Origin of the sequence: Sphingorhabdus sp. M41, from assembly GCF_001586275.1 — a bacterium.
In the GTDB taxonomy this organism is placed as follows: Bacteria; Pseudomonadota; Alphaproteobacteria; order Sphingomonadales; family Sphingomonadaceae; genus Parasphingorhabdus.
On the sequence record NZ_CP014545.1, the window covers coordinates 1,731,220 to 1,750,281 of the forward strand.

The window sequence follows — 19,062 nt, forward strand, 5'->3', positions numbered from 1 at the left end:
CGAACTTTTAGCGTGTAACGGATTAGCGAGAGCAGGATTTTATGGCACAGAATATATTGGTGATCGACGAGGGTACGACATCTACCCGAGCGATGCTGTTCGACCGGCAGGGCATGCTCCACGGGTCGCAGCAGGAAGCCTTGCAGCAATTTTATCCGGCACCCGGCCTGGTCGAGCATGATGCAAAGGAAATCTGGGACAAGACCCTGCGCTGTTGTGAAAAAATGATCGAACAGGCAGGCGGTGCCGACAAAATCTCTACGATTGGCATCACCAATCAGCGGGAGACCGTTGTCGCGTGGGACAAACGCAGCGGCGAGCCGCTGTGCAGGGCAATCGTCTGGCAGGATCGACGGACAGCGGAGACATGCAACAGATTGAAGGCCGAGGGTCTGGAACCGATGGTTCAGGCCAAAACCGGCCTGCTGCTTGACCCCTATTTTTCCGGCAGCAAAATCGGCTGGATGCTGGAACACTATCCGGAGGTCCGAGCAGCGGGAGACAATCTGGCGTTCGGCACAATCGAATCCTATCTTATCTACCGGCTGAGTGGCGGGCAACATGTCACGGATGCCAGCAATGCCAGCAGAACCATGCTGATGGCGCTGGATGGCGATGACTGGGACAATGAACTGCTGGCAATGTTCGATATTCCCAAATCAGCGCTGCCGCGGATTGTCGACTGTGCGGGAGAAATTAGCTGCACCGCTGCTGATATGTTTGGCGGCTCTATTGCCATTAGTGGCGCGGCTGGCGATCAGCAGGCGGCAACCATCGGTCAAGCTTGCCTGGAGGTCGGTCAGACCAAGGCGACCTTCGGTACCGGCGCGTTCATTCTCACCAATAGTGGAGATATCGCTCCCAGATCGGAGAACCGGCTGCTGTCGACCGTCCTCTATCAGCACCAGGGCAAAAGGACCTACGCTCTGGAAGGATCCGTTTTTGTCGCCGGCAGTCTGATGCAATGGCTGCGAGACGATATTGGCTTGCTGAAATTTGCCGGCGAAAGCGAGGAACTGGCAAGGTCCGTCCCCGACAATGGTGGGGTCTATCTGGTCCCTGCCCTGTCAGGACTGGGCGCACCACATTGGCGTGCCGATGCCACCGCGAGCATTTCCGGGCTCAGCTTTTCCTCGAAAAAGGCCCATATCGCCCGGGCTGCACTGGAATCCATGTCCTATCAATGTCACGATTTGAAAACTGCCTTTTCGGCTGATGGGGTCGACTGGCAAAATCTGCGGATCGATGGCGGTATGGTGGCGAATGACTGGATGGTGCAGGATCTCGCAGACATATTGGATATTACCGTCGAGCGACCGGAATTTTTTGAAACCACCGCATTGGGAGCTGCAATGCTGGCAGCGGTAGGTTCCGGGATTTATGCTTCACTTGCAGAAGCGTCAGTGATGATATCCGGGCTCACCGCCTATGAACCGTCGCTCGACGACGATATTCGTGCGGAGCGTCTCGCAGGATGGCAAAGAGCTGTGGACGGAGTGCTGCGCACCTAGATTGTGCAGCTTTAAATATTGCCGCAGTCGCTAGCGCAACAGGCCAGATAATCCTGTTCGCTGGACATAAAAAAGCCCGCGGTTAAGCGGGCTTTTTTCACATATCAGACTGTGATCAGTCTTTCTTTTTCTGCGCTTTCAAGTCCGCCCAGATATATTGGTAGGACATATAGGCCAGGATTGTCGCGATCAGCAGGAAGGCCAATACCGCCCAGCCCGTCTGGTGCCGTTCTTCCAGCTTGGGCTCTGCAGTCCAGATCAGGAAAGCCGAGACGTCTTCTGCCATCTGAGAGACCGTCGCCTTGGTGCCGTCAGAATAACTGACCTGATCTTCCGATACCAATGGCGGTGCCATGGCGAGGTTCAGGTTCGGGAAATAGGGATTGTGATGCAATCCCGGTCCCGGACGTTCTGCTTCCGGCAGTTTAGCCAGTTTGGCAGGGTCGGTTTCATAGCCAGTCAGCAGCGAATAGACATAGGGACCGCCATTGGGGCGCGCCTTGGTCATCAACGACAGGTCCGGCGGAATTGCGTTGTTGTTGGCAGCGCCAGCAGCAATATCATTAGCAAATGGCTTGGGAAATTTATCCGCTGGCAAACCGGGACGCGTGGTCATTTCGCCGGTATCCGGATCAGCATCCGGTGTTCCGATCGACCAGTTGGCAGCAATCGCCTTCACTTCGTCTTCATTATAGCCGATTTCTTCCAGGTTACGGAAGGCAACGAGCCGCAGTGAATGGCAGGCTGAGCAGACCTCTTTATAGACCTGAAAGCCGCGCTGAAGTTGCTGGCGATCAAATTTCCCCAGCGGTCCGTCGCTGGTGAAAGAGATATCCTTAGGCTCAGGCACATGATGCGATTCAGGCAGCCCTTCGCTGACAACCGTCACCGCGCCCATCACGAAGGACACCAGCAGCCAACCGCTAAAGAACAGGCCAACCAACAATCCGAAAATTCTTACCATTTCTTCAAATCCTCAAAATACTTTAGCTGGCTTTTTCAAGCGGCTTGCCGGTCACGGCTTCGGTGATGCTGTTGGGCAGCGGCAACGGTTTTTCGATCCGCGACAGCAGCGGCAGGATGATCAGGAAATAGGCGAAATAATAGGCGCCTGCGACCTGGCTCATCATCACATATGGTTCAGCCGCCGGGGCACCACCACAATAGAACAACACGGCGGTGGCGAAGAGCAGGATCCAGAAAGCCATCCGCATTTTAGGGCGATAGGTACCCGACCGCACCGGACTTGTATCGAGCCATGGCAGGAAGAACCAGACCAGGATCGCCGAGAACATCGCCAGTACGCCGAGCAATTTTGCCGGGATGAACAGGAAGTCAAAGGTGAAGGCACGGAGAATCGCGTACCACGGCCAATAATACCATTCAGGAACGATATGCGCCGGTGTCGAAAGCGGGTTGGCCGGAATATAATTGTCCGGATGGCCCAGCGCGTTCGGCAGGAAGAACATCATGATCGTGAAGATGATCAGGAATACGCCCAGTCCGAAACCGTCTTTGGCGGTATAATAGGGATGGAACGGGATCGTGTCCTGAGGCCCCTTGATATCAACGCCCGTAGGATTGTTGGAACCGGGAAGGTGCAAAGCCCAGATATGCATGATGATCACGCCAGCGATTACGAATGGCAGCAGATAGTGCAGCGAGAAGAAACGGTTGAGCGTAGCATTGTCCGGCGCAAAGCCACCGAGCAACAATTCCTGAACCGGCTTGCCGACAAGCGGAATGGCTTCGAACAGACCGGTAATCACCTTCGCACCCCAGAAGCTCATCTGGCCCCATGGGAGCACATAGCCAAGAAAACCGGTAGCCATGGCAAGCAGATAGATAACCACGCCGAGCAGCCAGACCATTTCGCGCGGCGCCTTGTAGGAACCATAAAAGAGACCGCGGCCAATATGCAGGTAAAGGGCGATGAAGAAGAAGCTGGCACCATTGGCATGGGCGTAGCGAATCATCCAACCGCTGTTCACATCGCGCATGATATGCTCGACCGAATCAAAAGCGAGACCGGCATTGCTGGCATAATGCATGGCCAGGATGATTCCGGTCACGATCTGGATGACCAGTGCAACGCCGGCAAGCGAGCCGAAATTCCAGAAATAGTTCAGATTGCGCGGAGTCGGATAGCCTGCGCCAACACTATTGTACATCAAACGCGGCAGGGGGAGTTTTTCATCCATCCACTGCATGAAGGGATGGGATGGCGTATATTGTTTTGCCCAAGGAAAGCTCATTTTCTTCTGTCCTTTAGCCGATTTTCACGACGGTATCTGATAGAAATTCATATTCTGGCACATCCAGATTTCTGGGCGCCGGACCTTTGCGAATGCGGGCAGCTGTATCGTAGCTCGAACCGTGACAAGGGCAGAAATATCCGCCAAACTCGCCCTTGTCTTCGCCCTCGGAAGCGCCGAGCGGAACACAACCCAGATGGGTGCAAACACCCAAGGTGATCAGCCAGTTTTCCTTACCGGCCTTGGTCCGTTCTCCCAAGGTCTGCGGATCGCGCAGCGAGGAAACATCCACCGCATTGGCTTCACCGATTTCCTTGTCGGTCAGATTGCGAACAAAAACCGGCTGCTTGCGCCAGAGGATTTTGATCGCCTGTCCGCGATCAATAGCCGAAATATCGAGATCGACCGACGCCAGCGCGAGAACATCTGCGCTTGGATTCATCTGATTGACCAACGGGAATACGGTAGCAACCGCCCCGGCACCAGCGAAGCTCACTGCTGCGATATTGATAAAGTCCCGGCGGCGAACGCCGCTTTCTTCTGCGACTGCCGTTTCAGCTGTTTCAACCGTTGCCATGCAAACAAGCCCTATAGAAAATTTATGACCCCTGAACTGCCTGGGTATTCGATGCTGCGTTACAACAGATTGAACAGGCAGTGAATTGCGGGCCTGATAGCCGCGAAGGATAGGGTTTGCCAACAGGGAATTTTCGATTGACCAAACATTCACTTCTCGGTCATGGTGACCGGCCCATGAGGATAGCATTGTATCAACCCGAGATTGCGGGAAATTTAGGAACAATATTAAGGACTTGCGCATGCCTAGACGTGCCAGTCGACATCATAGAACCTTGTGGATTTCCGTTCAGCGACCGTAGTTTAAAACGAGCCGGAATGGATTATTTCGAGCATGTTCGGTATACCAGACATGCCGACTGGGATGCATTCCGTGCAACTGTTGATTCCCCGGAATCAAGGATTATCCTGCTCTCCAGTAAAGCAGAAGCACCGCATCACAGATTCGCCTATCGCGAGAATGATATTCTTTTGTTTGGATCGGAAGGATCAGGAGTTCCCCTGACTATACATGACCAATGCGATGGTCGAATCACTATCCCGATGAAACCGGGCATGCGCAGCTTGAATCTGGCGGTATCGGCTGGCATGGCCTTGGGCGAAGCACTTAGACAAACAGGACAATTTCCGGAATGACCTCAGCATTGGATGATCAGCAACGCACGACCCAGACGTGGTTCAAGGAACTGCGCGACCAGATTTGTGCGGAATTTGAAAAAATTGAGTCGGAGGCGGGCAGCGAAGCCGCCTTCGAATATATTCCATGGGATCGGCTGAATCCCGATGGCAGCCCTGGTGGAGGCGGTACCCAGGGTCTGATGAAGGGAAAAATATTTGAAAAGGTGGGAGTGAATATCTCCACCGTGGACGGCGTGTTCAGTGAAGAATTCAAGGCCCAGATCAACGGCGCGGAAGAAGATCCGCGATTCTTCGCCACCGGGATCAGCCTGGTTGCCCATATGGCAAACCCCCATGTTCCGGCCGTGCACATGAACACCCGCTTCCTGTGCACCACCAAGCGCTGGTTTGGCGGTGGTGCCGATCTCAATCCCGCGATTCCCTATGACGAAGATACCGAGGCGTTTCACGCCCGCTTCCGTTCGGCCTGCGCCTTGCACAATCCGGAATATTATCCGCGGTTCAAAAAATGGGCGGATGACTATTTCTATATTCCCCATCGCAAGGTGCATCGCGGCGTCGGCGGGATATTCTATGACCATATCGAACTGGACAAAGAAGCAGATTTTGATCGCCACTTTGCCTTCACGCAGGACGTCGGACGAGCGTTTCTGGACATATTCCCGAAACTGGTGCGCAAGCGCATGAATATGGAATGGACCGCGGAAGAAAAGCAGCAACAGCTGGAATGGCGCGGTCGCTATGCCGAGTTCAATCTGGTCTATGACCGGGGTACGACATTCGGGCTCAAGACCGGCGGCAATGTCGATGCTATCCTGATGAGCCTGCCGCCGGAAGCCAAGTGGGTCTGAATATCTGACGATGGCACCGCAAGACGTCCCCACCGGCCGGGTCGCGACGATCATCACTCATCTGGAGATGAACGAGAAGCCGGCCCTGCCCCCAGTCAATTCCAGCCTTTTACTGGAAAGCTGGCCGAATCCGGCGGTCGAGGAATATTGCGCGCTGTTCCGAAAAGTTGGTGAACCCTGGATGTGGATATCGCGGCTGTTGACGGCTCCAGATGAACTGGAGGCGATTCTTGATGATCCGGCGGTGGAAATCTCGATCGTTCGCGATGGCAACCAGCCTGTCGGCTTCATCGAACTGGATTTTCGGGTGCCCGGCCAGTGCGAAATTGCCTTTTTCGGGCTGGTACCCTCCATGAATGGCAAGGGCCATGGCCGCTGGATGATGAATCAGGCGCTGAATCTGGCGTGGCGCGACGGGATTGAGCGGGTCTGGCTACATACGTGTACGCAGGATTCGCCGCGCGCCCTGCCCTTTTATCAGCAATGCGGCTTCCGAATTTTCAAACAACAAATCGACATGATCGAGGATCCGCGTCTGACAGGCCATTTGCCGATGTCAGCCGCTCCGCATGTGCCGATTATCCGCTGAAAGCCTAGAAAACGATGTCGGTTTTCTTGCCGCTCAACTCGATGTAGATTGATACAATCACGGCCGTGAGGATGAGTTGAAAAGCGGTCCCGGTTAGCGAAGCAATCAGATTTTCAACAAATGGCCAGCCTGTGCCACCGGTAGCCAGGCCAGCAACGACGCCGACGACCGCTCCAAGAACGCCAATGGTGATCGTACCGACTACCGCGATAATCAGGATGAAGAGCAAGATCGAAAAACCGTTGCCTTTGGTCAATGCCCAGCTTCTTTTAAGCAATTCGACAGGATTGCGTTCCCCTTGATCGGCGAGCACTACCGGCACCAGAACCAGTCGACTGGTAAGATAAAGGCCGGGAATGATAAACAGAAAGAATCCCGGCAATGTCACTAGCGCAGTCAGCAAATTGGCAATCAGATAAAACACGAACAATTTGAGCGCAGCGATCAAATTTTCTGCGACGGTGTTGCTGCGCGAAGGGGCAAGAGAGAAATAGATCGCCAGGCCACCGAAGCTGATCACGAGATTGGAAGCCAGTATCGAAAAGGCGTTTTCGTTAAAATAGGCCGAATATATAGCGATAATTCCACTCATATCCTCATCGCCGTTAAAAACCGGCGGGACGACATATTGAGCGAATAATATGGTTGGCAAAAAGAGAAAGACACCTGCAATTGCGAGTATTGCCTCTTTATGCGTGCCGAGCAGGGCCATCGCACCATTCCAGCATTGCATATAGTTGAGCTTCATATTTTCTGTCCCGGATCCATTACTCTATTGTCCGCTCTTGCCACCCGGCCAGCAAAAGTGCACGAAATTTCTATGAACAGCCTTAATGATATCGAGTGGCGCGTTTCGTCCGAAAAGGTCGAATATCCAGACGCGCTTGCAGAAATGGAGCAGCGCAACGCTGCGGTTCACGCGGGGGATGCGAAGGAGCTGATCTGGCTGCTCGAGCATCCGCCACTCTATACAGCCGGCACCAGTTCCGATCCGACGGAGCTGCTCAGCCAGGCTTTCCCTGTCTTTGATACCGGCCGCGGCGGCCGTCATACTTATCATGGTCCGGGCCAGCGGGTCGGCTATGTGGTTTTGAACCTGAAGACACGCAGCGCAGATGTGCGCGCTTTTGTCCACGCCATGGAGGATTGGGTAATCGCGGCGCTGGCAGAATTTGGCGTTGCGGCGCGGGCTGTGGAAGGACGTGTCGGCATCTGGTGCGATACACCTGACGGTCAGGAAGCCAAGATCGGCGCGATCGGTATTCGCATCCGCAAATGGGTGACGATGCACGGATTTTCGGTCAATGTTGATCCTGATCTCAGCCATTTCGGCGGGATCATTCCCTGCGGGATCAGCGAGTATCCTGTGACCAGCCTGGCTCAACTGGGTGTCGCGGTAACGCTGGAGCAGTTCGACAAAGCATTGCAAAAAACGGCCGGTAGCTTCCTGAAGGCGATTGATCAGGACCAATTGCAGGCTATGAAGCCCCGATTACCCATCGACGATGAGAGGACAAGATCATGATGAAATTTACCAGAATTATCGCTGCTGCAGCGGTCGCACTAACCATTTCGGCCTGTTCCGGCAACGACGCATCGGACTCCGGTGAAGTGACCGAAACCCGCATGGATGATGTTGATGTGATCGACGGCACGATCAGCGACGACATGGTCGATGTCGATACAATCAAGGAGGTCGATGCCACTGGCGAAGAAACCACGGATTCATCGGACAAAAAAGAAGAATCAGTGTCCGGCGAAGAAGCCGATTCAACTGACAAAGCGGCAGAATAATATCAGGCCAGGCCGAGAATCTTGTGAGTTTGCAAGGACAGCCGCCATTTCGGATGGGCTTGCACAAATGCAATAGCCTGTTCGAGATGGTTCTGGCTGGCGGCCGGATCCGCAATCGCGTCTTTCGGTTGTAGCAGCAGGTTGGCGAAGCTCCAGCTTTCCATATCCTGCCAATCGCTGTCAGCTTGCGGCCAGACCAGTTTCAGTTCGTCGCCGGATCGCTGGACCGTTTCGCTTTGCGCTTTCGGACTGATGCAGATCCAGTCGATCGTCCGCGGTACTGCCAGTGTCCCGTTCGATTCAATGGCAATGAAAAAGCCTTCGGCGTGCAGCGCGTCGATCAGCGCCTGATCCACTTGCAACATTGGTTCTCCACCAGTCAGAACCACGAAGCGCGATTCCCGGCCTTCCCCCCATGTCTCCGAAGCAGCCTTGGCGAGATCATCGGGCGTCTTGAAACGCCCGCCGCGTTCACCATCCATTCCGATAAAGTCCGTGTCGCAAAATTGGCAAATTGCCGTAGCGCGGTCTCGTTCCAGCCCGGACCAGAGATTGCAGCCGGCGAAACGGATAAAAACCGCTCGGCGTCCGGCATGCACCCCTTCACCTTGCAAAGTCAGAAACATCTCTTTGACGGCGTAGCTCATATTGCTGCGTATCGCGTCGGGTCGATGATGCCGGCTTCATCAAAGCCCTTTTGCCGCAAGCGGCAGCTATCGCAAAGACCGCAGGGCAGATTGCTGTCGGCCGGATCGTAACAGGACCAGCTCCAGGCGGGGTCGAGTCCAAGCCGCACGGCTTCTCTGGCGATATCAGCCTTGGTCATATGCTGCAGCGGTGTCCGGATGTGAAAGCCGCTGCCCTGGTCTCCCGCCTTGGTGGCCAGATCAGCCAGTCTTTCAAACCCTTCGATAAATTCAGGGCGGCAATCCGGGTAACCCGAATAGTCCAGCGCGTTGACGCCAATGAAAATATCCCTGGCGTTTCTTGCTTCGGCCAGACCGAGTGTCAAAGAAAGAAAGATCAGATTGCGGGCGGGAACATAGGTGACCGGGATATCATCGGTAACCCCGGATTTCGGCACATCAATATCAGCAGTCAGCGCAGACCCGCCAAAGCGGCTCAGATCGAGTGGCAGGACAATATGTTCGACAACCTCAAGCTCGGCTGCAATTTTCTGGGCGGACTGCAATTCGATCTTGTGCCGCTGATTATAGTCGACGGTGAGCGCGATCAGGCGATAACCCTGCTCGGCGGCAATCGCCGCGGACACCATTGAGTCCAGTCCACCGGACAATAATATGATCGCTGTTTTTGATTCGGAAGTCATGATGCGCCCCGCTAATGACCTTGGCCGCGCGGTGCAAGTTTTGTACGCAAATTGCGCGCGCGGTCAGGATCTAGCAATTGCCGGTGCGGCGACCCTCGAGATTGATGGAAAAGGGTGCGTTATTGCGGAACCCTTGGGAAAATATCTGCACCAAGCTGCTGGATTCCTGCTTGATTTCGGTAACGCCCTGACCGGCGTTTCCGCATTTATAGCTGACACGAAGCTTCTTCGGGCCATTTTCGATCACGTAACGGGTGCAATTCGCATTGCCATGCTGAATTTGCAGCAGCAATTCCGGATTTCCCAGGCATAGTTTCTGGCCGGGGTCGCGAGATCCCCGCTCTTTCAGCGTCCATTCGCCCGGCACAAGGCCGTCGAGCAAAGCCAATCCAGGCGTCTGAGCCGGGGCAGCCATCGCAAACCCCGACAGGACGGCGGCTGTTGCGCTGATAATTTTGATCAGTTTCAAGCCTTTCATTGATAATCTCCTGTCATGTTGGTTGCGTGAATACCTTAGACGCGCGCCGGATTATTATGGAAATACGGCCAATATCGTCCCTAATTATGTCGATCGATAGGAATTTTTAGACGTTCTCGCCTGATTGCCATATTCAGGCGGGGATTCAGTTGTTCAGGCTGGTGCCGGTAATCGTGAATGTCTTGCTGCAAAAGGCGCAATCAATCGCAATATTACCCTGTTCGTCTACCATATCGTCCTTATCTTCTCTCGGGAAGCGTGCGATCACGTCCCTGATATGGTCTTCATTACAACGGCATCCCTTAACGCACGGTTTACCGCTCAATAGCCTCACCTCGTCGCTCTCGCTGAACAGCCGCCACAAAATATCCTCCAGCGGCAATGTGATATCGGTCAATTCCTCAGACCGAACGCTACTGCCCATGATCTCGACATGCTCCCATTCTGGATGATCAAGTTGCGCATGGAGCCGTTCACGACCAGCTTCCCCTTCTGGCAGATGCTGGACAAGGAGACCACCGGCGGAAATGCGACCATCCGTCTCCTCAATCGCCACCCGGATGAGCGTCGGAATCTGCTCGGACTGGAAGAAATAATTCTGCACAGCCTCTGCCAGGCTGGCGCCTTCCAGCGGCACGATGCCCTGATTGCGGCCACGGGGGGCCGGCTGGTCAAAGGTGATCGCGAGATAGCCTTTGCCAAATAGCGCCATCAAACTGGGTTCCAGCGGCTGGGCGGCGAGCCGTTCCCGATCAAATTGGACATAGCCGCGCAGAGCGCCATTTTTATAGTCGCAAGCCAGGAGGCTGATCACGCCAGCCTCGGTTTGCGCCTGCAATGTCAGTTGCGATTCTTCATCCTTAAGCAACGCGCCCAGCATCGCTGTCAGACAGACCGCTTCCGCCAATATGTCCCGGATCATTGGTGGATAGGCATGCGCTGCCAGAATATCATCCAGCACGGGACCAAGACGGACCACCCGCCCGCGGCAATTTTTCGCGGGAATGGCAAAGGACAATATGCTGTCGGTCGGGGAGATCTCTATCATCAAATCTGGCCGAAACACCAGCGGAGAACGGATTTCTGCGCGTGAATCCGGTTTTCCGCTTCGTCCCAGATGACTGACTGCGGACCATCGATCACCGAGGGCATGACTTCCTCGCCGCGATGGGCAGGCAGACAGTGCAGGAACAATGCATCGGACTTGGCTTGCTCCATCAGAACCTCATTGACCTGATAGGGCATCATGGCAGCAAGTTTTTCCTCCGCATGCTCCTGGCCCATCGACACCCATGTATCTGTCACGACTACATCTGCGCCTGCAACGGCTTCATTCTCATTCCTGTGGATCGAGATATTGGCGCCCGCAGCCCGGGCGTTCTTGATGAACTCCGGGTCGGAATCATAGCCTTCGGGACAACCAATCCGGACGTTGAACTTCATCAGGCCAGCGGCTTCGACGATGCTGTTGAGCACATTATTGCCATCGCCGAGCCATGCGATTTCGAGGCCCGGCAATGACTTGCCATGTTCGACGAGGGTCAGCAGATCGGCAACGATCTGGCAGGGATGTGAGAGATCGGTCAGACCGTTGATCACCGGCACGCTGGCATTGGCTGCCATTTGTTCGATTTTAGCATGATCGTCGGTACGGATCATGATTGCGTCGCACATGCGGGAAAGGACCCTGGCGGTGTCCGCCACTGTTTCGCCGCGCCCGAGCTGCATCGAACCGCTGTCCATGACGACACTGGTACCGCCTAGCTGGCGGATGCCGATATCGAAAGACACCCGGGTCCGGGTACTGCTCTTTTCAAAGATCATTGCCAGCACATGATCAGCCAAAGGCTTGTCGCCGTCCGGCTTGCCCTTGAGCCAGCCAGCCCGTGCCGCCTTGCGATCGATCGCGTCATTGATCATCGCTGCAATAGCATCTCCGCCCGCGTCGGCGAGGTTGAGAAAATGCCGGCTCATGATTCAGTCGCCTGATAATCGGCTGCGCCGGCGGACAGTTTCTCGATGAATGTAGCGATATGACTGTCATCGATGTTGAGGGGCGGCAATATCCGTAGAGTATTGTCTCCGGCGGCCACCGTCAGCAGGCCGTGATTGTCACGCAGATGAGCGACGAAGCTGCGCGCTTCCTGCGTCATCATGATGCCGAGCATCAGGCCCTTGCCCCGGACGCCAATGAACAGATCGGGGTAATTACCAATGAACTGTTCGATTGCCGCGCGCAGCTTGTCGCCAGTGGTCCGGACATTTTCGAGAAATTCGTCATTGGCGACCACGTCCCAGACCGCATTGCCTGCTGCCATCGCCAGAGGATTACCGCCATAGGTCGAACCATGGGTTCCAACCACCATGCCGCGGGCCGCTTCTTCGGTTGCCAGACAGGCCCCCAGGGGAAAACCTCCGCCAAGGCCCTTCGCGGTCGCGACGATGTCCGGCTTTATGCCGTATAGCTCATATGCATAGAGAGCACCGGTGCGCGCGACACCGCATTGCACTTCGTCGAGCGCCAGCAAGATGCCGTGCTTGTCGGCAAGATCGCGCAGCCCCTTCATAAATGCATCCGAAGCCGGACGGACACCGCCCTCGCCTTGTATCGGTTCGACCAGAAATGCTGCGGTTTTATCAGTGATCGCCGCTTCGGCCGCTGCCAGGTCGTCAAACTCGACATATTTGAAGCCGGCGAGCAAGGGCGAAAAGCCGTGGTGCATTTTCTCCTGATTGGACGCCGAGATGGTCGCCATCGTCCGGCCGTGGAAGGCGTTCTTGAAGGTGATGATCTCGAACCGGTCGCTGCCCGCTGATTGATGATAGGCACGCGCGGTCTTGATCGCGCATTCCACCGCTTCAGCGCCGCTATTGGTGAAGAACACGGTATCGGCAAAGGTTGTATCGACCAGACGCTGCGCGAATTTCTCGCCCTGCGGGCTGCCATAGAGATTCGAAACATGCATCAGGGTTGCCGCCTGATCCTGGATTGCCTTGGTCAGATGCGGATGGCCGTGGCCAAGCAGATTGACCGCGATGCCGCTGGCAAAGTCCAGCGCCCGGGAACCGTCTTCGGAAATCAGCCAGGCGCCCTCGCCTCGGACAGGACGAAAACCGCACCGGGGATATACGGGCATGAGCGGAGTAATCGTCATCTTATTTTCCTTCCAACAACTGGACGCATATAGAAAAAGAAAAGGCGACCCGATTGGCCGCCTCTCGAATTAGTATGCCCTTATATGCCGCTTCATGAAGCCGGTCAATCGTGGTACTATGCAGTGGCCGACATGCTGCAATCGATCGGCCTGATTGACTATTCTGATCACTGAGACCGGGATAATTCGTTTAGCGGGACCGTCGCCATATAGTAGACGATGGTATCGGTGACTGTTGACAGAGACGCAGCACCAACAAAGGAGATGTTCAAATGGATATGAAAACAACCGGCTCCCCCGAAGGTTGCCCGATGGGTTTCGAAGGCGGCGTGCGCAGCCTCCTCGGACGGACAAACCGCGACTGGTGGCCAGATTCCCTGCAGCTTGAAATCCTTACACAGGGCGGCACCTCCCCCGATCCGATGGGCCCCGATTTCGACTATATCAAGGCATTCAAGGCGCTGGATTACCAGGCGCTGAAAGACGATCTGAAAGCACTGATGACCGACAGCCAGCCCTGGTGGCCGGCAGATTACGGGCATTATGGGCCATTCTTCATCCGCATGGCATGGCACGCAGCCGGCACCTACCGCACCGGCGACGGGCGCGGTGGCGCTTCCAGCGGGCAACAGCGCTTCGCTCCGCTCAACAGCTGGCCCGACAACGGCAATCTCGACAAGGCGCGCCGCCTGCTGTGGCCGATCAAGAAGAAATATGGCGAGCATATCAGCTGGGCCGATCTGTTCGTCCTGACCGGCAATGTCGCGATCGAATCCATGGGCGGACCGGTGTTCGGCTTTGGCGGCGGCCGCAAGGACGTCTATGAACCCGAGAAAGATGTTTACTGGGGCTCCGAAGAGCAATGGGTGAACGAAGGCGTAGCAACACGAATCAATCCCGATGAAGGCAAGGCGATGGAAAACCCGCTGGCAGCAATCCAGATGGGCCTGATCTACGTCAACCCCGAAGGTCCGGGCGGCAATCCGCACGACGCCGAGGGCATGGCCCGGGACATGAAGGAAACCTTTGCCCGCATGGCAATGAACGACGAAGAAACCGTCGCCCTGACCGCTGGCGGCCATGCTTTCGGCAAATGCCATGGCGCAGTGCCACCCGACCAGCTGAGCGGCGACCCGGAATCTGGCGACTTGCAACTTATGGGATTTGGCTGGGCCACCGACCCGGAACAGATCGGCGAGGGTCATATAACCACTTCGGGACTGGAAGGCGCGTGGACGCCGAACCCGACGCAATGGGGCGGCGATTATTTCCGGCTGTTGTTCAAATATGATTACGAACTGGTCGAGAGCCCGGCCGGTGCCAAGCAATGGCAACCGATCAACCCGGATCCCGAGGATATGGCCCCCGATGCCCGGGACCCTTCCAAAAAGGTCCCGACGATGATGACCACCGCCGACATGGCGCTGAAGCGGGATCCGGACTATCGCAAGATTTCCGAACGCTTCCGCGATGATCAGGCGGCACTGGATGATGCTTTCGCCCGCGCATGGTTCAAGCTGACCCACCGCGACATGGGACCCAAGGTCCGCTATCACGGCCCGGAAGTGCCCGCAGAAGATCTGATCTGGCAGGACCCGGTTCCAGCTGGAACGCAGGCTTCCGAAAGCGATGTCTCCGCGTTCAAGGCAAAGGTTCTCGAAAGCGGCCTGTCGGTTTCGGAACTGGTCAAGGCGGCCTGGGCCTCGGCTTCCACCTATCGCAAGAGCGACCACCGCGGCGGTGCCAATGGCGCGCGCGTCCGGCTCGCCCCGCAAAAGGACTGGAAAGCCAATGACCCAGAAGAGCTTGCCAAAGTGCTAGCGAAACTCGAGGAGCTCCGCGGTTCGCTGTCGATGGCCGACGCTATCGTCATTGCGGGTAGCGCTGCTGTCGAGAAAGCGGCTCAGGATGCCGGCTTTGATGTCAGCGTTCCAGTCACGACGGGGCGCGGTGATGCGACGGACGAGCAGACCGATGCCGAAAGCTTCGAGCCGCTTGAGCCTTTTGCAGACGGATTCCGCAATTATCTCAAGACCAAGGCGAGCGTGAAGACCGAGGAAATCCTGATCGACCGGGCGAACCTGCTCGATCTATCGATTCCCGAGATGACGGTGCTGGTGGGTGGATTGCGCGTGCTCGGTGCCAACCATTCGAGCGCGCCGACCGAAGGCAAGTTCACCGATCGTCCCGGCCAGCTGACGAACGACTTTTTCGTCAACCTGCTCGAAATGGGCACGGTCTGGGAAGTCGTGGACGAATCCGCCGATGAGCTGTTCATCGGCAAGTGCCGCCTCAAGGGCGACGAGAAATGGCGCGCGACGCGGACCGATCTGGTATTCGGATCAAATTCTCAGTTGCGCTCAGTCGCCGAAGTTTATGCCGAAGATGGCCATGAACGGAAATTTGTCGAGGACTTTGTGGCTGCATGGACAAAGGTAATGAATGCCGGTCGCTTTGATCTCGACTAACAACATCTGAATACCCGCAGGAACGGCCCGTTGAAAAAAATCAGCGGGCCGTTCTTGGTTATACCGCTCCGGCGAGAAATCTAGTCCAACCCGGCTTTCGCCGCCTCCCAATTCTGACCATCAAAATTTGTGATGCTCGGTTTCAGATCGTGGCCGGCGTCGAGGCAGTTGTAATTCACGCTCCAGCAATCCGGATGGGATCTTGGCTGGTAAAAGCTTTTGACACCGCAATGGCTGCAGAACAGATGATCCGCCTGCCCACTGCCAAATCGGTAGCTGGTGAGTTCGCCCTCGCCTTTCAGCAACATAAACTCCTGATGCGGCACAATCAGATGCAGAAAGCCGGTGCGCGCGCAGATCGAGCAATTGCAGTCGAGCAATACCGGTGCGGCTTCGACCTGCGCTTCAAAGCGGACGGCGCCGCAATGACAGCCGCCATGAATGGTTGGCGCGGTCATGGAGTTTCTGCCAATCTGCAAATGTGCCGCGTTCCCTGCTCGCTCGTTTCGGAATCCAGTTCCCCCTTTGCCATTTGAGCAAAGGCGTTGAGAAACTGCGTCCCCTGCGCTCCGTCCCGAATGATATCGGGCAGACCGACGCCATCATCCCTGACCTCCAGCACCGCACCGTCAGATACGGCCCGCAACTCCACTCTGATGGTTCCCTTGTCGCGATCAACAAAGGCATGTTTTACCGCGTTTGTGACCAGTTCGTTGACCAACAGCCCGACTGCGCCGGCACGATCGCGCGAGAGCTGACACGGTTCGGCGGCAACGATCAGCTTGATTCGGCCGTCAAGCGTCAGAGCCTCTCGCAGCGAACCACAAAGTCTGTTCAAAAAGTCCTGCATATCGACGATCGCGATATTGTCGAGATTGTCATATCGCAAGCTTTCATAGGCTTTCGAAAGGCTGTGGACACGGCCTGCCGCTCTCCCAAGCGCTGATTTCACTTCACTATTTTCGCTTTTTTGCTGCTGCAATGCGAGCAGACTCGAGAGGATCGCCAGATTATTTTTCACGCGATGGTCGACTTCGGCAAGCAGCATATCCCGTTCTGCAATATGCTGCTCTTTTTCAAGCAGCAGCCAACGGCCAGCCGTTCGAGCCGCATCTCCCAGGCAAACTATGATCAAGCCAATTGCTGCATTCACGAAAGTTCGGGCTCGGTCTCCGGAGTCATCAAACATAAAACTGCCCGTGACGGGCAATACATAATACCAGGAATAAATTGTTGTCAGAACCAATGTTAAAAATCCGGCGCGAAACCTTCCAAAAAGCGTCGCGAGCAATATAAACGGAACATTAACGGCAAAAGGCGCCGCACCAACCGCCCAATTGTTGATCGCTTCTCGCGCGGCTATGGCAATAGCGGTAAATGTAATTGCCACGAGGATCTGTACGGCCGACGGAAAAAAGCGCGGCATGAGATCGATCAAATCTAGCCGGTTGATACGTGCCAGCGAATTGGTATTAAAACTGCCAAACATTTGCATTGCCTTCTTAAGGAGAGGCCCATTTACATCGGTTTGAAACGGCTGAATATAACATAGATCGACATTATCATTTAATTCTGACGCAGAAAGACTGTCCTCGCACAGATCAAGCTTTGGCAATCGGGAAGTTGTGGCGCGTTTCGGCGTGCGCTTGAACGCGGATGCCGCCGATTTCGGCCTTCACTCGGAATCGGACCGATCCGCATTTCCTTCGGTCCGCGGCTCAAAAGAAAGGGACAGCGGAGTGATGAATCCACTATTGTTAACGCGGATCATTACGATGCCCTGCAATCCCGGGTTAGCGAGCTTTTCCTGATAATCGCGGGCGGATTTCTGGGGAATGTAAATACGATCGCGAACCAGGCCATCATCCCCTTCTTCGCTCCACGGGTTCACTTCAGCCATTGAATCACACATAAAGCCCGACGATTGCTCCGGCCTGATCTTATCTTGCAATACAACGCTTTCAACCGTTGGCGGAGATCCCTTGATGCACAGGGTTTTTCGTGAACCGGACCAGGTCGGGATGTCACCTTCCTCAAGGGCAGGCCAATCATAACGAAATTGCACATAATGTCCGCGCAACAAATCCCGCGGATCATAGCCGGTAATCGGCACAGCCCATTCGGTTCCCTGATGCGATTCTCTATCCGTCAGTAGCCAGATCAGGCCGAGACCGACCAATGGCAAAAGCAGCGCGAACGGAAGAAAGAAGCGATGATATCGGTTCATTGAGCGTCCCCTTCACCCTTTTGTCCTAAGGGCTGGGCCGTGTCGGGAGCAAATGCCTTGGAAAAGCGATATGCCGCGACGGAAATGCCAATGGTCAATATGCCTGCCAATATCAGGCCCAGCCCGCTGCTCAAAAGATCAGAGGCCAGTTCGAAACTCAAAAAGATAAGGCGCAGCGCAATGATCGTAACAACGACTTGGAACAGATTTCGCCATCCCGAATAGATCGCGCTCCAGCCAATGGCGGTCCAGAAAGCCATGAATAATATTGCGTTACCCAAGGGTTCGGTCGATTGTGCAATGCTGCCGATAAGGCTGGTAAGCGCAGCGGCGATCAGAATTGTAGCTATGCTGATACCGGTGGCGGTTCGATGCAGGCGAAAGGCCAATAACGCTGCGGCACTCCATAGCACCAAGTGAATGATGGCGATTTTTTCTGCATTGCCTTCATAACCAAACAAACCACCTGCGGACAAGCCATCTGCGATCAGCTTGAGAGACACACCGCCGACAAAGGACGCCAGAGCAAATTGCCCGACTTGCATCCAGAAAGGCCCTCGCGAGCCAAAGCGCTTCGCAAAAACACCCGTGAGCAGCGCAAAAACTGGCAAGCTGGTGATTGTCGCGATGTAGATCGGGGATGGGTTCCCGGTTTGCTGCATATACCATCCCCAATGCGCGATGCCCGTGCCCAGAAGGGCCACTACCCAGAGCAGGGAGATCAACCAGCCTCGACCCGACAACAGCAAGAGAGGTGAAAACAGAAGCAGCCAGGCGGTCATTGGCTGCCATAACGGCGAGCTTGTCTGGTAGACTTGGCCGAGGTGGCCGAAAAATGTTGCACCGAGAACGGCCAGGATGAACAGCAGGACGTCCTTCAGATAAAGACCCAGAAAGCCATTGCGTGGCTGGAGGAGGTATATTCCTGCGCCAGTTCCTGCGATCAGCAATCCATGAACCGCGAGACGAACCATCCCGGGAATTTCGTCCCAATTTGCGGCAACCAGAGAGACAATACCCAGCCCAATAGCCAGAGTGCCCAGTCCGATCAGAGACCAGAGTCCCAAAGGCCTTGATCTATCTGCTTCATAATTCCGGATGCGCAGAGCTGTTTCCGAGTCAATCAGACCAGCATTCAGCCAGATATCGATTTTCCTGTCAGACAAACATTGATCCCCGCTGCAACAAA

General features: G+C 55.3%; 21 protein-coding genes. 7 read left to right on the forward strand and 14 right to left on the reverse strand.

All coding sequences use genetic code 11. The features are described 5' to 3' along the window. Positions 1-41 precede the first annotated feature (41 nt). Complete coding sequence (locus tag AZE99_RS08225; protein WP_067199715.1) at positions 42-1,511, forward strand: FGGY family carbohydrate kinase; 1,470 nt, start codon at positions 42-44, stop codon at positions 1,509-1,511. A gap of 115 nt (positions 1,512-1,626) precedes the next feature. Here the strand turns inward: AZE99_RS08225 and AZE99_RS08230 are convergent, their stop codons facing one another. The 3 genes from AZE99_RS08230 to petA are packed head-to-tail and all read right to left on the reverse strand — an operon-like array spanning position 1,627 to position 4,343. Further along, positions 1,627-2,475 carry a cytochrome c1 gene (locus tag AZE99_RS08230; RefSeq protein WP_067199717.1) on the reverse strand — a complete coding sequence of 283 codons (849 nt, stop codon included), beginning with the start codon at positions 2,473-2,475 and terminating at the stop codon, positions 1,627-1,629. Positions 2,476-2,497: 22 nt separating this feature from the next. After that, positions 2,498-3,766: a cytochrome b gene (locus tag AZE99_RS08235; protein ID WP_067199719.1), complete on the reverse strand. Its 1,269-nt coding sequence runs from the start codon at positions 3,764-3,766 to the stop codon at positions 2,498-2,500. A 13-nt stretch (positions 3,767-3,779) separates the two neighbouring features. Beyond that, entirely contained in the window at positions 3,780-4,343 is a 564-nt protein-coding gene (petA, locus tag AZE99_RS08240; RefSeq protein WP_067199722.1) for a ubiquinol-cytochrome c reductase iron-sulfur subunit, read from the reverse strand. A gap of 176 nt (positions 4,344-4,519) precedes the next feature. On the opposite strand from petA, the gene AZE99_RS08245 reads away from it, so the two are divergent. Genes AZE99_RS08245 through AZE99_RS08255 form a run of 3 tightly spaced genes read left to right on the forward strand, consistent with a single transcriptional unit; the run spans position 4,520 to position 6,421 of the window. Further along, positions 4,520-4,978 carry a tRNA (cytidine(34)-2'-O)-methyltransferase gene (locus AZE99_RS08245; protein WP_067203443.1) on the forward strand — a complete coding sequence of 153 codons (459 nt, stop codon included), beginning with the start codon at positions 4,520-4,522 and terminating at the stop codon, positions 4,976-4,978. Next, positions 4,975-5,832: an oxygen-dependent coproporphyrinogen oxidase gene (gene hemF / locus AZE99_RS08250; RefSeq protein WP_067199723.1), complete on the forward strand. Its 858-nt coding sequence runs from the start codon at positions 4,975-4,977 to the stop codon at positions 5,830-5,832. The genes AZE99_RS08245 and hemF overlap by 4 nt, the downstream gene beginning before the upstream one ends. A 10-nt stretch (positions 5,833-5,842) precedes the next feature. Then, complete coding sequence (locus AZE99_RS08255; protein WP_067199726.1) at positions 5,843-6,421, forward strand: GNAT family N-acetyltransferase; 579 nt, start codon at positions 5,843-5,845, stop codon at positions 6,419-6,421. A 4-nt stretch (positions 6,422-6,425) separates the two neighbouring features. Here the strand turns inward: AZE99_RS08255 and AZE99_RS08260 are convergent, their stop codons facing one another. Then, positions 6,426-7,169, reverse strand: a complete 744-nt coding sequence (locus tag AZE99_RS08260) for a hypothetical protein (protein WP_067199729.1) — start codon at positions 7,167-7,169, stop codon at positions 6,426-6,428. 72 nt (positions 7,170-7,241) lie between these two features. Between AZE99_RS08260 and lipB the strand changes: the two genes are divergently transcribed. Continuing rightward, positions 7,242-7,946, forward strand: a complete 705-nt coding sequence (lipB, locus tag AZE99_RS08265) for a lipoyl(octanoyl) transferase LipB (protein WP_067199732.1) — start codon at positions 7,242-7,244, stop codon at positions 7,944-7,946. Then, positions 7,943-8,215, forward strand: coding sequence for a hypothetical protein (locus AZE99_RS08270; RefSeq protein WP_067199735.1), 273 nt, complete (start codon positions 7,943-7,945; stop codon positions 8,213-8,215). The genes lipB and AZE99_RS08270 overlap by 4 nt, the downstream gene beginning before the upstream one ends. A gap of 2 nt (positions 8,216-8,217) precedes the next feature. Here the strand turns inward: AZE99_RS08270 and queE are convergent, their stop codons facing one another. From queE to AZE99_RS08300, 6 genes are all read right to left on the reverse strand, one after another. Then, positions 8,218-8,862 carry a 7-carboxy-7-deazaguanine synthase gene (queE, locus tag AZE99_RS08275; protein ID WP_067199737.1) on the reverse strand — a complete coding sequence of 215 codons (645 nt, stop codon included), beginning with the start codon at positions 8,860-8,862 and terminating at the stop codon, positions 8,218-8,220. Then, positions 8,859-9,545, reverse strand: coding sequence for a 7-cyano-7-deazaguanine synthase QueC (gene queC, locus AZE99_RS08280; RefSeq protein ID WP_067199740.1), 687 nt, complete (start codon positions 9,543-9,545; stop codon positions 8,859-8,861). Before queC ends, queE begins: the two co-directional genes overlap by 4 nt. A gap of 70 nt (positions 9,546-9,615) precedes the next feature. Beyond that, complete coding sequence (locus AZE99_RS08285) at positions 9,616-10,023, reverse strand: DUF3617 domain-containing protein (RefSeq protein ID WP_067199743.1); 408 nt, start codon at positions 10,021-10,023, stop codon at positions 9,616-9,618. Between the two features lie 145 nt (positions 10,024-10,168). Further along, positions 10,169-11,071, reverse strand: a complete 903-nt coding sequence (hslO, locus tag AZE99_RS08290) for an Hsp33 family molecular chaperone HslO (protein WP_067199745.1) — start codon at positions 11,069-11,071, stop codon at positions 10,169-10,171. Beyond that, positions 11,071-11,997, reverse strand: coding sequence for an ornithine carbamoyltransferase (argF, locus tag AZE99_RS08295; RefSeq protein ID WP_067199748.1), 927 nt, complete (start codon positions 11,995-11,997; stop codon positions 11,071-11,073). The genes hslO and argF overlap by 1 nt, the downstream gene beginning before the upstream one ends. Then, on the reverse strand, positions 11,994-13,178 hold the full coding sequence (locus tag AZE99_RS08300; protein WP_067199751.1) for an aspartate aminotransferase family protein: 1,185 nt from the start codon (positions 13,176-13,178) through the stop codon (positions 11,994-11,996). The genes argF and AZE99_RS08300 overlap by 4 nt, the downstream gene beginning before the upstream one ends. A 272-nt stretch (positions 13,179-13,450) precedes the next feature. Between AZE99_RS08300 and katG the strand changes: the two genes are divergently transcribed. Next, positions 13,451-15,646, forward strand: coding sequence for a catalase/peroxidase HPI (gene katG / locus AZE99_RS08305; RefSeq protein ID WP_067199753.1), 2,196 nt, complete (start codon positions 13,451-13,453; stop codon positions 15,644-15,646). A gap of 80 nt (positions 15,647-15,726) precedes the next feature. On the opposite strand, the gene AZE99_RS08310 is transcribed toward katG, so the two are convergent. The 4 genes from AZE99_RS08310 to AZE99_RS08325 all read right to left on the reverse strand — a co-directional run bounded on the left by AZE99_RS08310 (position 15,727) and on the right by AZE99_RS08325 (position 19,039). Further along, positions 15,727-16,104 carry a GFA family protein gene (locus AZE99_RS08310; RefSeq protein WP_067199756.1) on the reverse strand — a complete coding sequence of 126 codons (378 nt, stop codon included), beginning with the start codon at positions 16,102-16,104 and terminating at the stop codon, positions 15,727-15,729. Continuing rightward, positions 16,101-17,135, reverse strand: coding sequence for a sensor histidine kinase (locus AZE99_RS08315; RefSeq protein ID WP_067199758.1), 1,035 nt, complete (start codon positions 17,133-17,135; stop codon positions 16,101-16,103). The genes AZE99_RS08310 and AZE99_RS08315 overlap by 4 nt, the downstream gene beginning before the upstream one ends. A 186-nt stretch (positions 17,136-17,321) precedes the next feature. Then, positions 17,322-17,873 (reverse strand): GDYXXLXY domain-containing protein, encoded by a 552-nt coding sequence (locus AZE99_RS08320; protein ID WP_067199761.1) that lies wholly within the window; start codon positions 17,871-17,873, stop codon positions 17,322-17,324. Next, positions 17,870-19,039, reverse strand: a complete 1,170-nt coding sequence (locus AZE99_RS08325; protein ID WP_067199764.1) for a DUF2157 domain-containing protein — start codon at positions 19,037-19,039, stop codon at positions 17,870-17,872. Before AZE99_RS08325 ends, AZE99_RS08320 begins: the two co-directional genes overlap by 4 nt. Between the last annotated feature and the right edge of the window lie 23 nt (positions 19,040-19,062).

Excerpts from the sequence above, each read along its gene's own strand:
- AZE99_RS08310 (WP_067199756.1), bottom strand. The coding sequence starts at position 16,104 with ATGACCGCGCCAACCATTCATGGCGGCTGTCATTGCGGCGCCGTCCGC.
- AZE99_RS08285 (WP_067199743.1), bottom strand. The coding sequence starts at position 10,023 with ATGAAAGGCTTGAAACTGATCAAAATTATCAGCGCAACAGCCGCCGTC.
- petA (WP_067199722.1), bottom strand. The coding sequence starts at position 4,343 with ATGGCAACGGTTGAAACAGCTGAAACGGCAGTCGCAGAAGAAAGCGGC.
- lipB (WP_067199732.1), top strand. The coding sequence starts at position 7,242 with ATGAACAGCCTTAATGATATCGAGTGGCGCGTTTCGTCCGAAAAGGTC.
- hslO (WP_067199745.1), bottom strand. The coding sequence starts at position 11,071 with ATGATAGAGATCTCCCCGACCGACAGCATATTGTCCTTTGCCATTCCC.
- AZE99_RS08300 (WP_067199751.1), bottom strand. The coding sequence starts at position 13,178 with ATGACGATTACTCCGCTCATGCCCGTATATCCCCGGTGCGGTTTTCGT.
- AZE99_RS08260 (WP_067199729.1), bottom strand. The coding sequence starts at position 7,169 with ATGAAGCTCAACTATATGCAATGCTGGAATGGTGCGATGGCCCTGCTC.
- AZE99_RS08225 (WP_067199715.1), top strand. The coding sequence starts at position 42 with ATGGCACAGAATATATTGGTGATCGACGAGGGTACGACATCTACCCGA.
- queE (WP_067199737.1), bottom strand. The coding sequence starts at position 8,862 with ATGAGCTACGCCGTCAAAGAGATGTTTCTGACTTTGCAAGGTGAAGGG.
- AZE99_RS08235 (WP_067199719.1), bottom strand. The coding sequence starts at position 3,766 with ATGAGCTTTCCTTGGGCAAAACAATATACGCCATCCCATCCCTTCATG.
- AZE99_RS08315 (WP_067199758.1), bottom strand. The coding sequence starts at position 17,135 with ATGTTTGGCAGTTTTAATACCAATTCGCTGGCACGTATCAACCGGCTA.
- queC (WP_067199740.1), bottom strand. The coding sequence starts at position 9,545 with ATGACTTCCGAATCAAAAACAGCGATCATATTATTGTCCGGTGGACTG.
- argF (WP_067199748.1), bottom strand. The coding sequence starts at position 11,997 with ATGAGCCGGCATTTTCTCAACCTCGCCGACGCGGGCGGAGATGCTATT.
- hemF (WP_067199723.1), top strand. The coding sequence starts at position 4,975 with ATGACCTCAGCATTGGATGATCAGCAACGCACGACCCAGACGTGGTTC.
- AZE99_RS08320 (WP_067199761.1), bottom strand. The coding sequence starts at position 17,873 with ATGAACCGATATCATCGCTTCTTTCTTCCGTTCGCGCTGCTTTTGCCA.
- katG (WP_067199753.1), top strand. The coding sequence starts at position 13,451 with ATGGATATGAAAACAACCGGCTCCCCCGAAGGTTGCCCGATGGGTTTC.
- AZE99_RS08245 (WP_067203443.1), top strand. The coding sequence starts at position 4,520 with ATGAGGATAGCATTGTATCAACCCGAGATTGCGGGAAATTTAGGAACA.
- AZE99_RS08270 (WP_067199735.1), top strand. The coding sequence starts at position 7,943 with ATGATGAAATTTACCAGAATTATCGCTGCTGCAGCGGTCGCACTAACC.
- AZE99_RS08255 (WP_067199726.1), top strand. The coding sequence starts at position 5,843 with ATGGCACCGCAAGACGTCCCCACCGGCCGGGTCGCGACGATCATCACT.
- AZE99_RS08230 (WP_067199717.1), bottom strand. The coding sequence starts at position 2,475 with ATGGTAAGAATTTTCGGATTGTTGGTTGGCCTGTTCTTTAGCGGTTGG.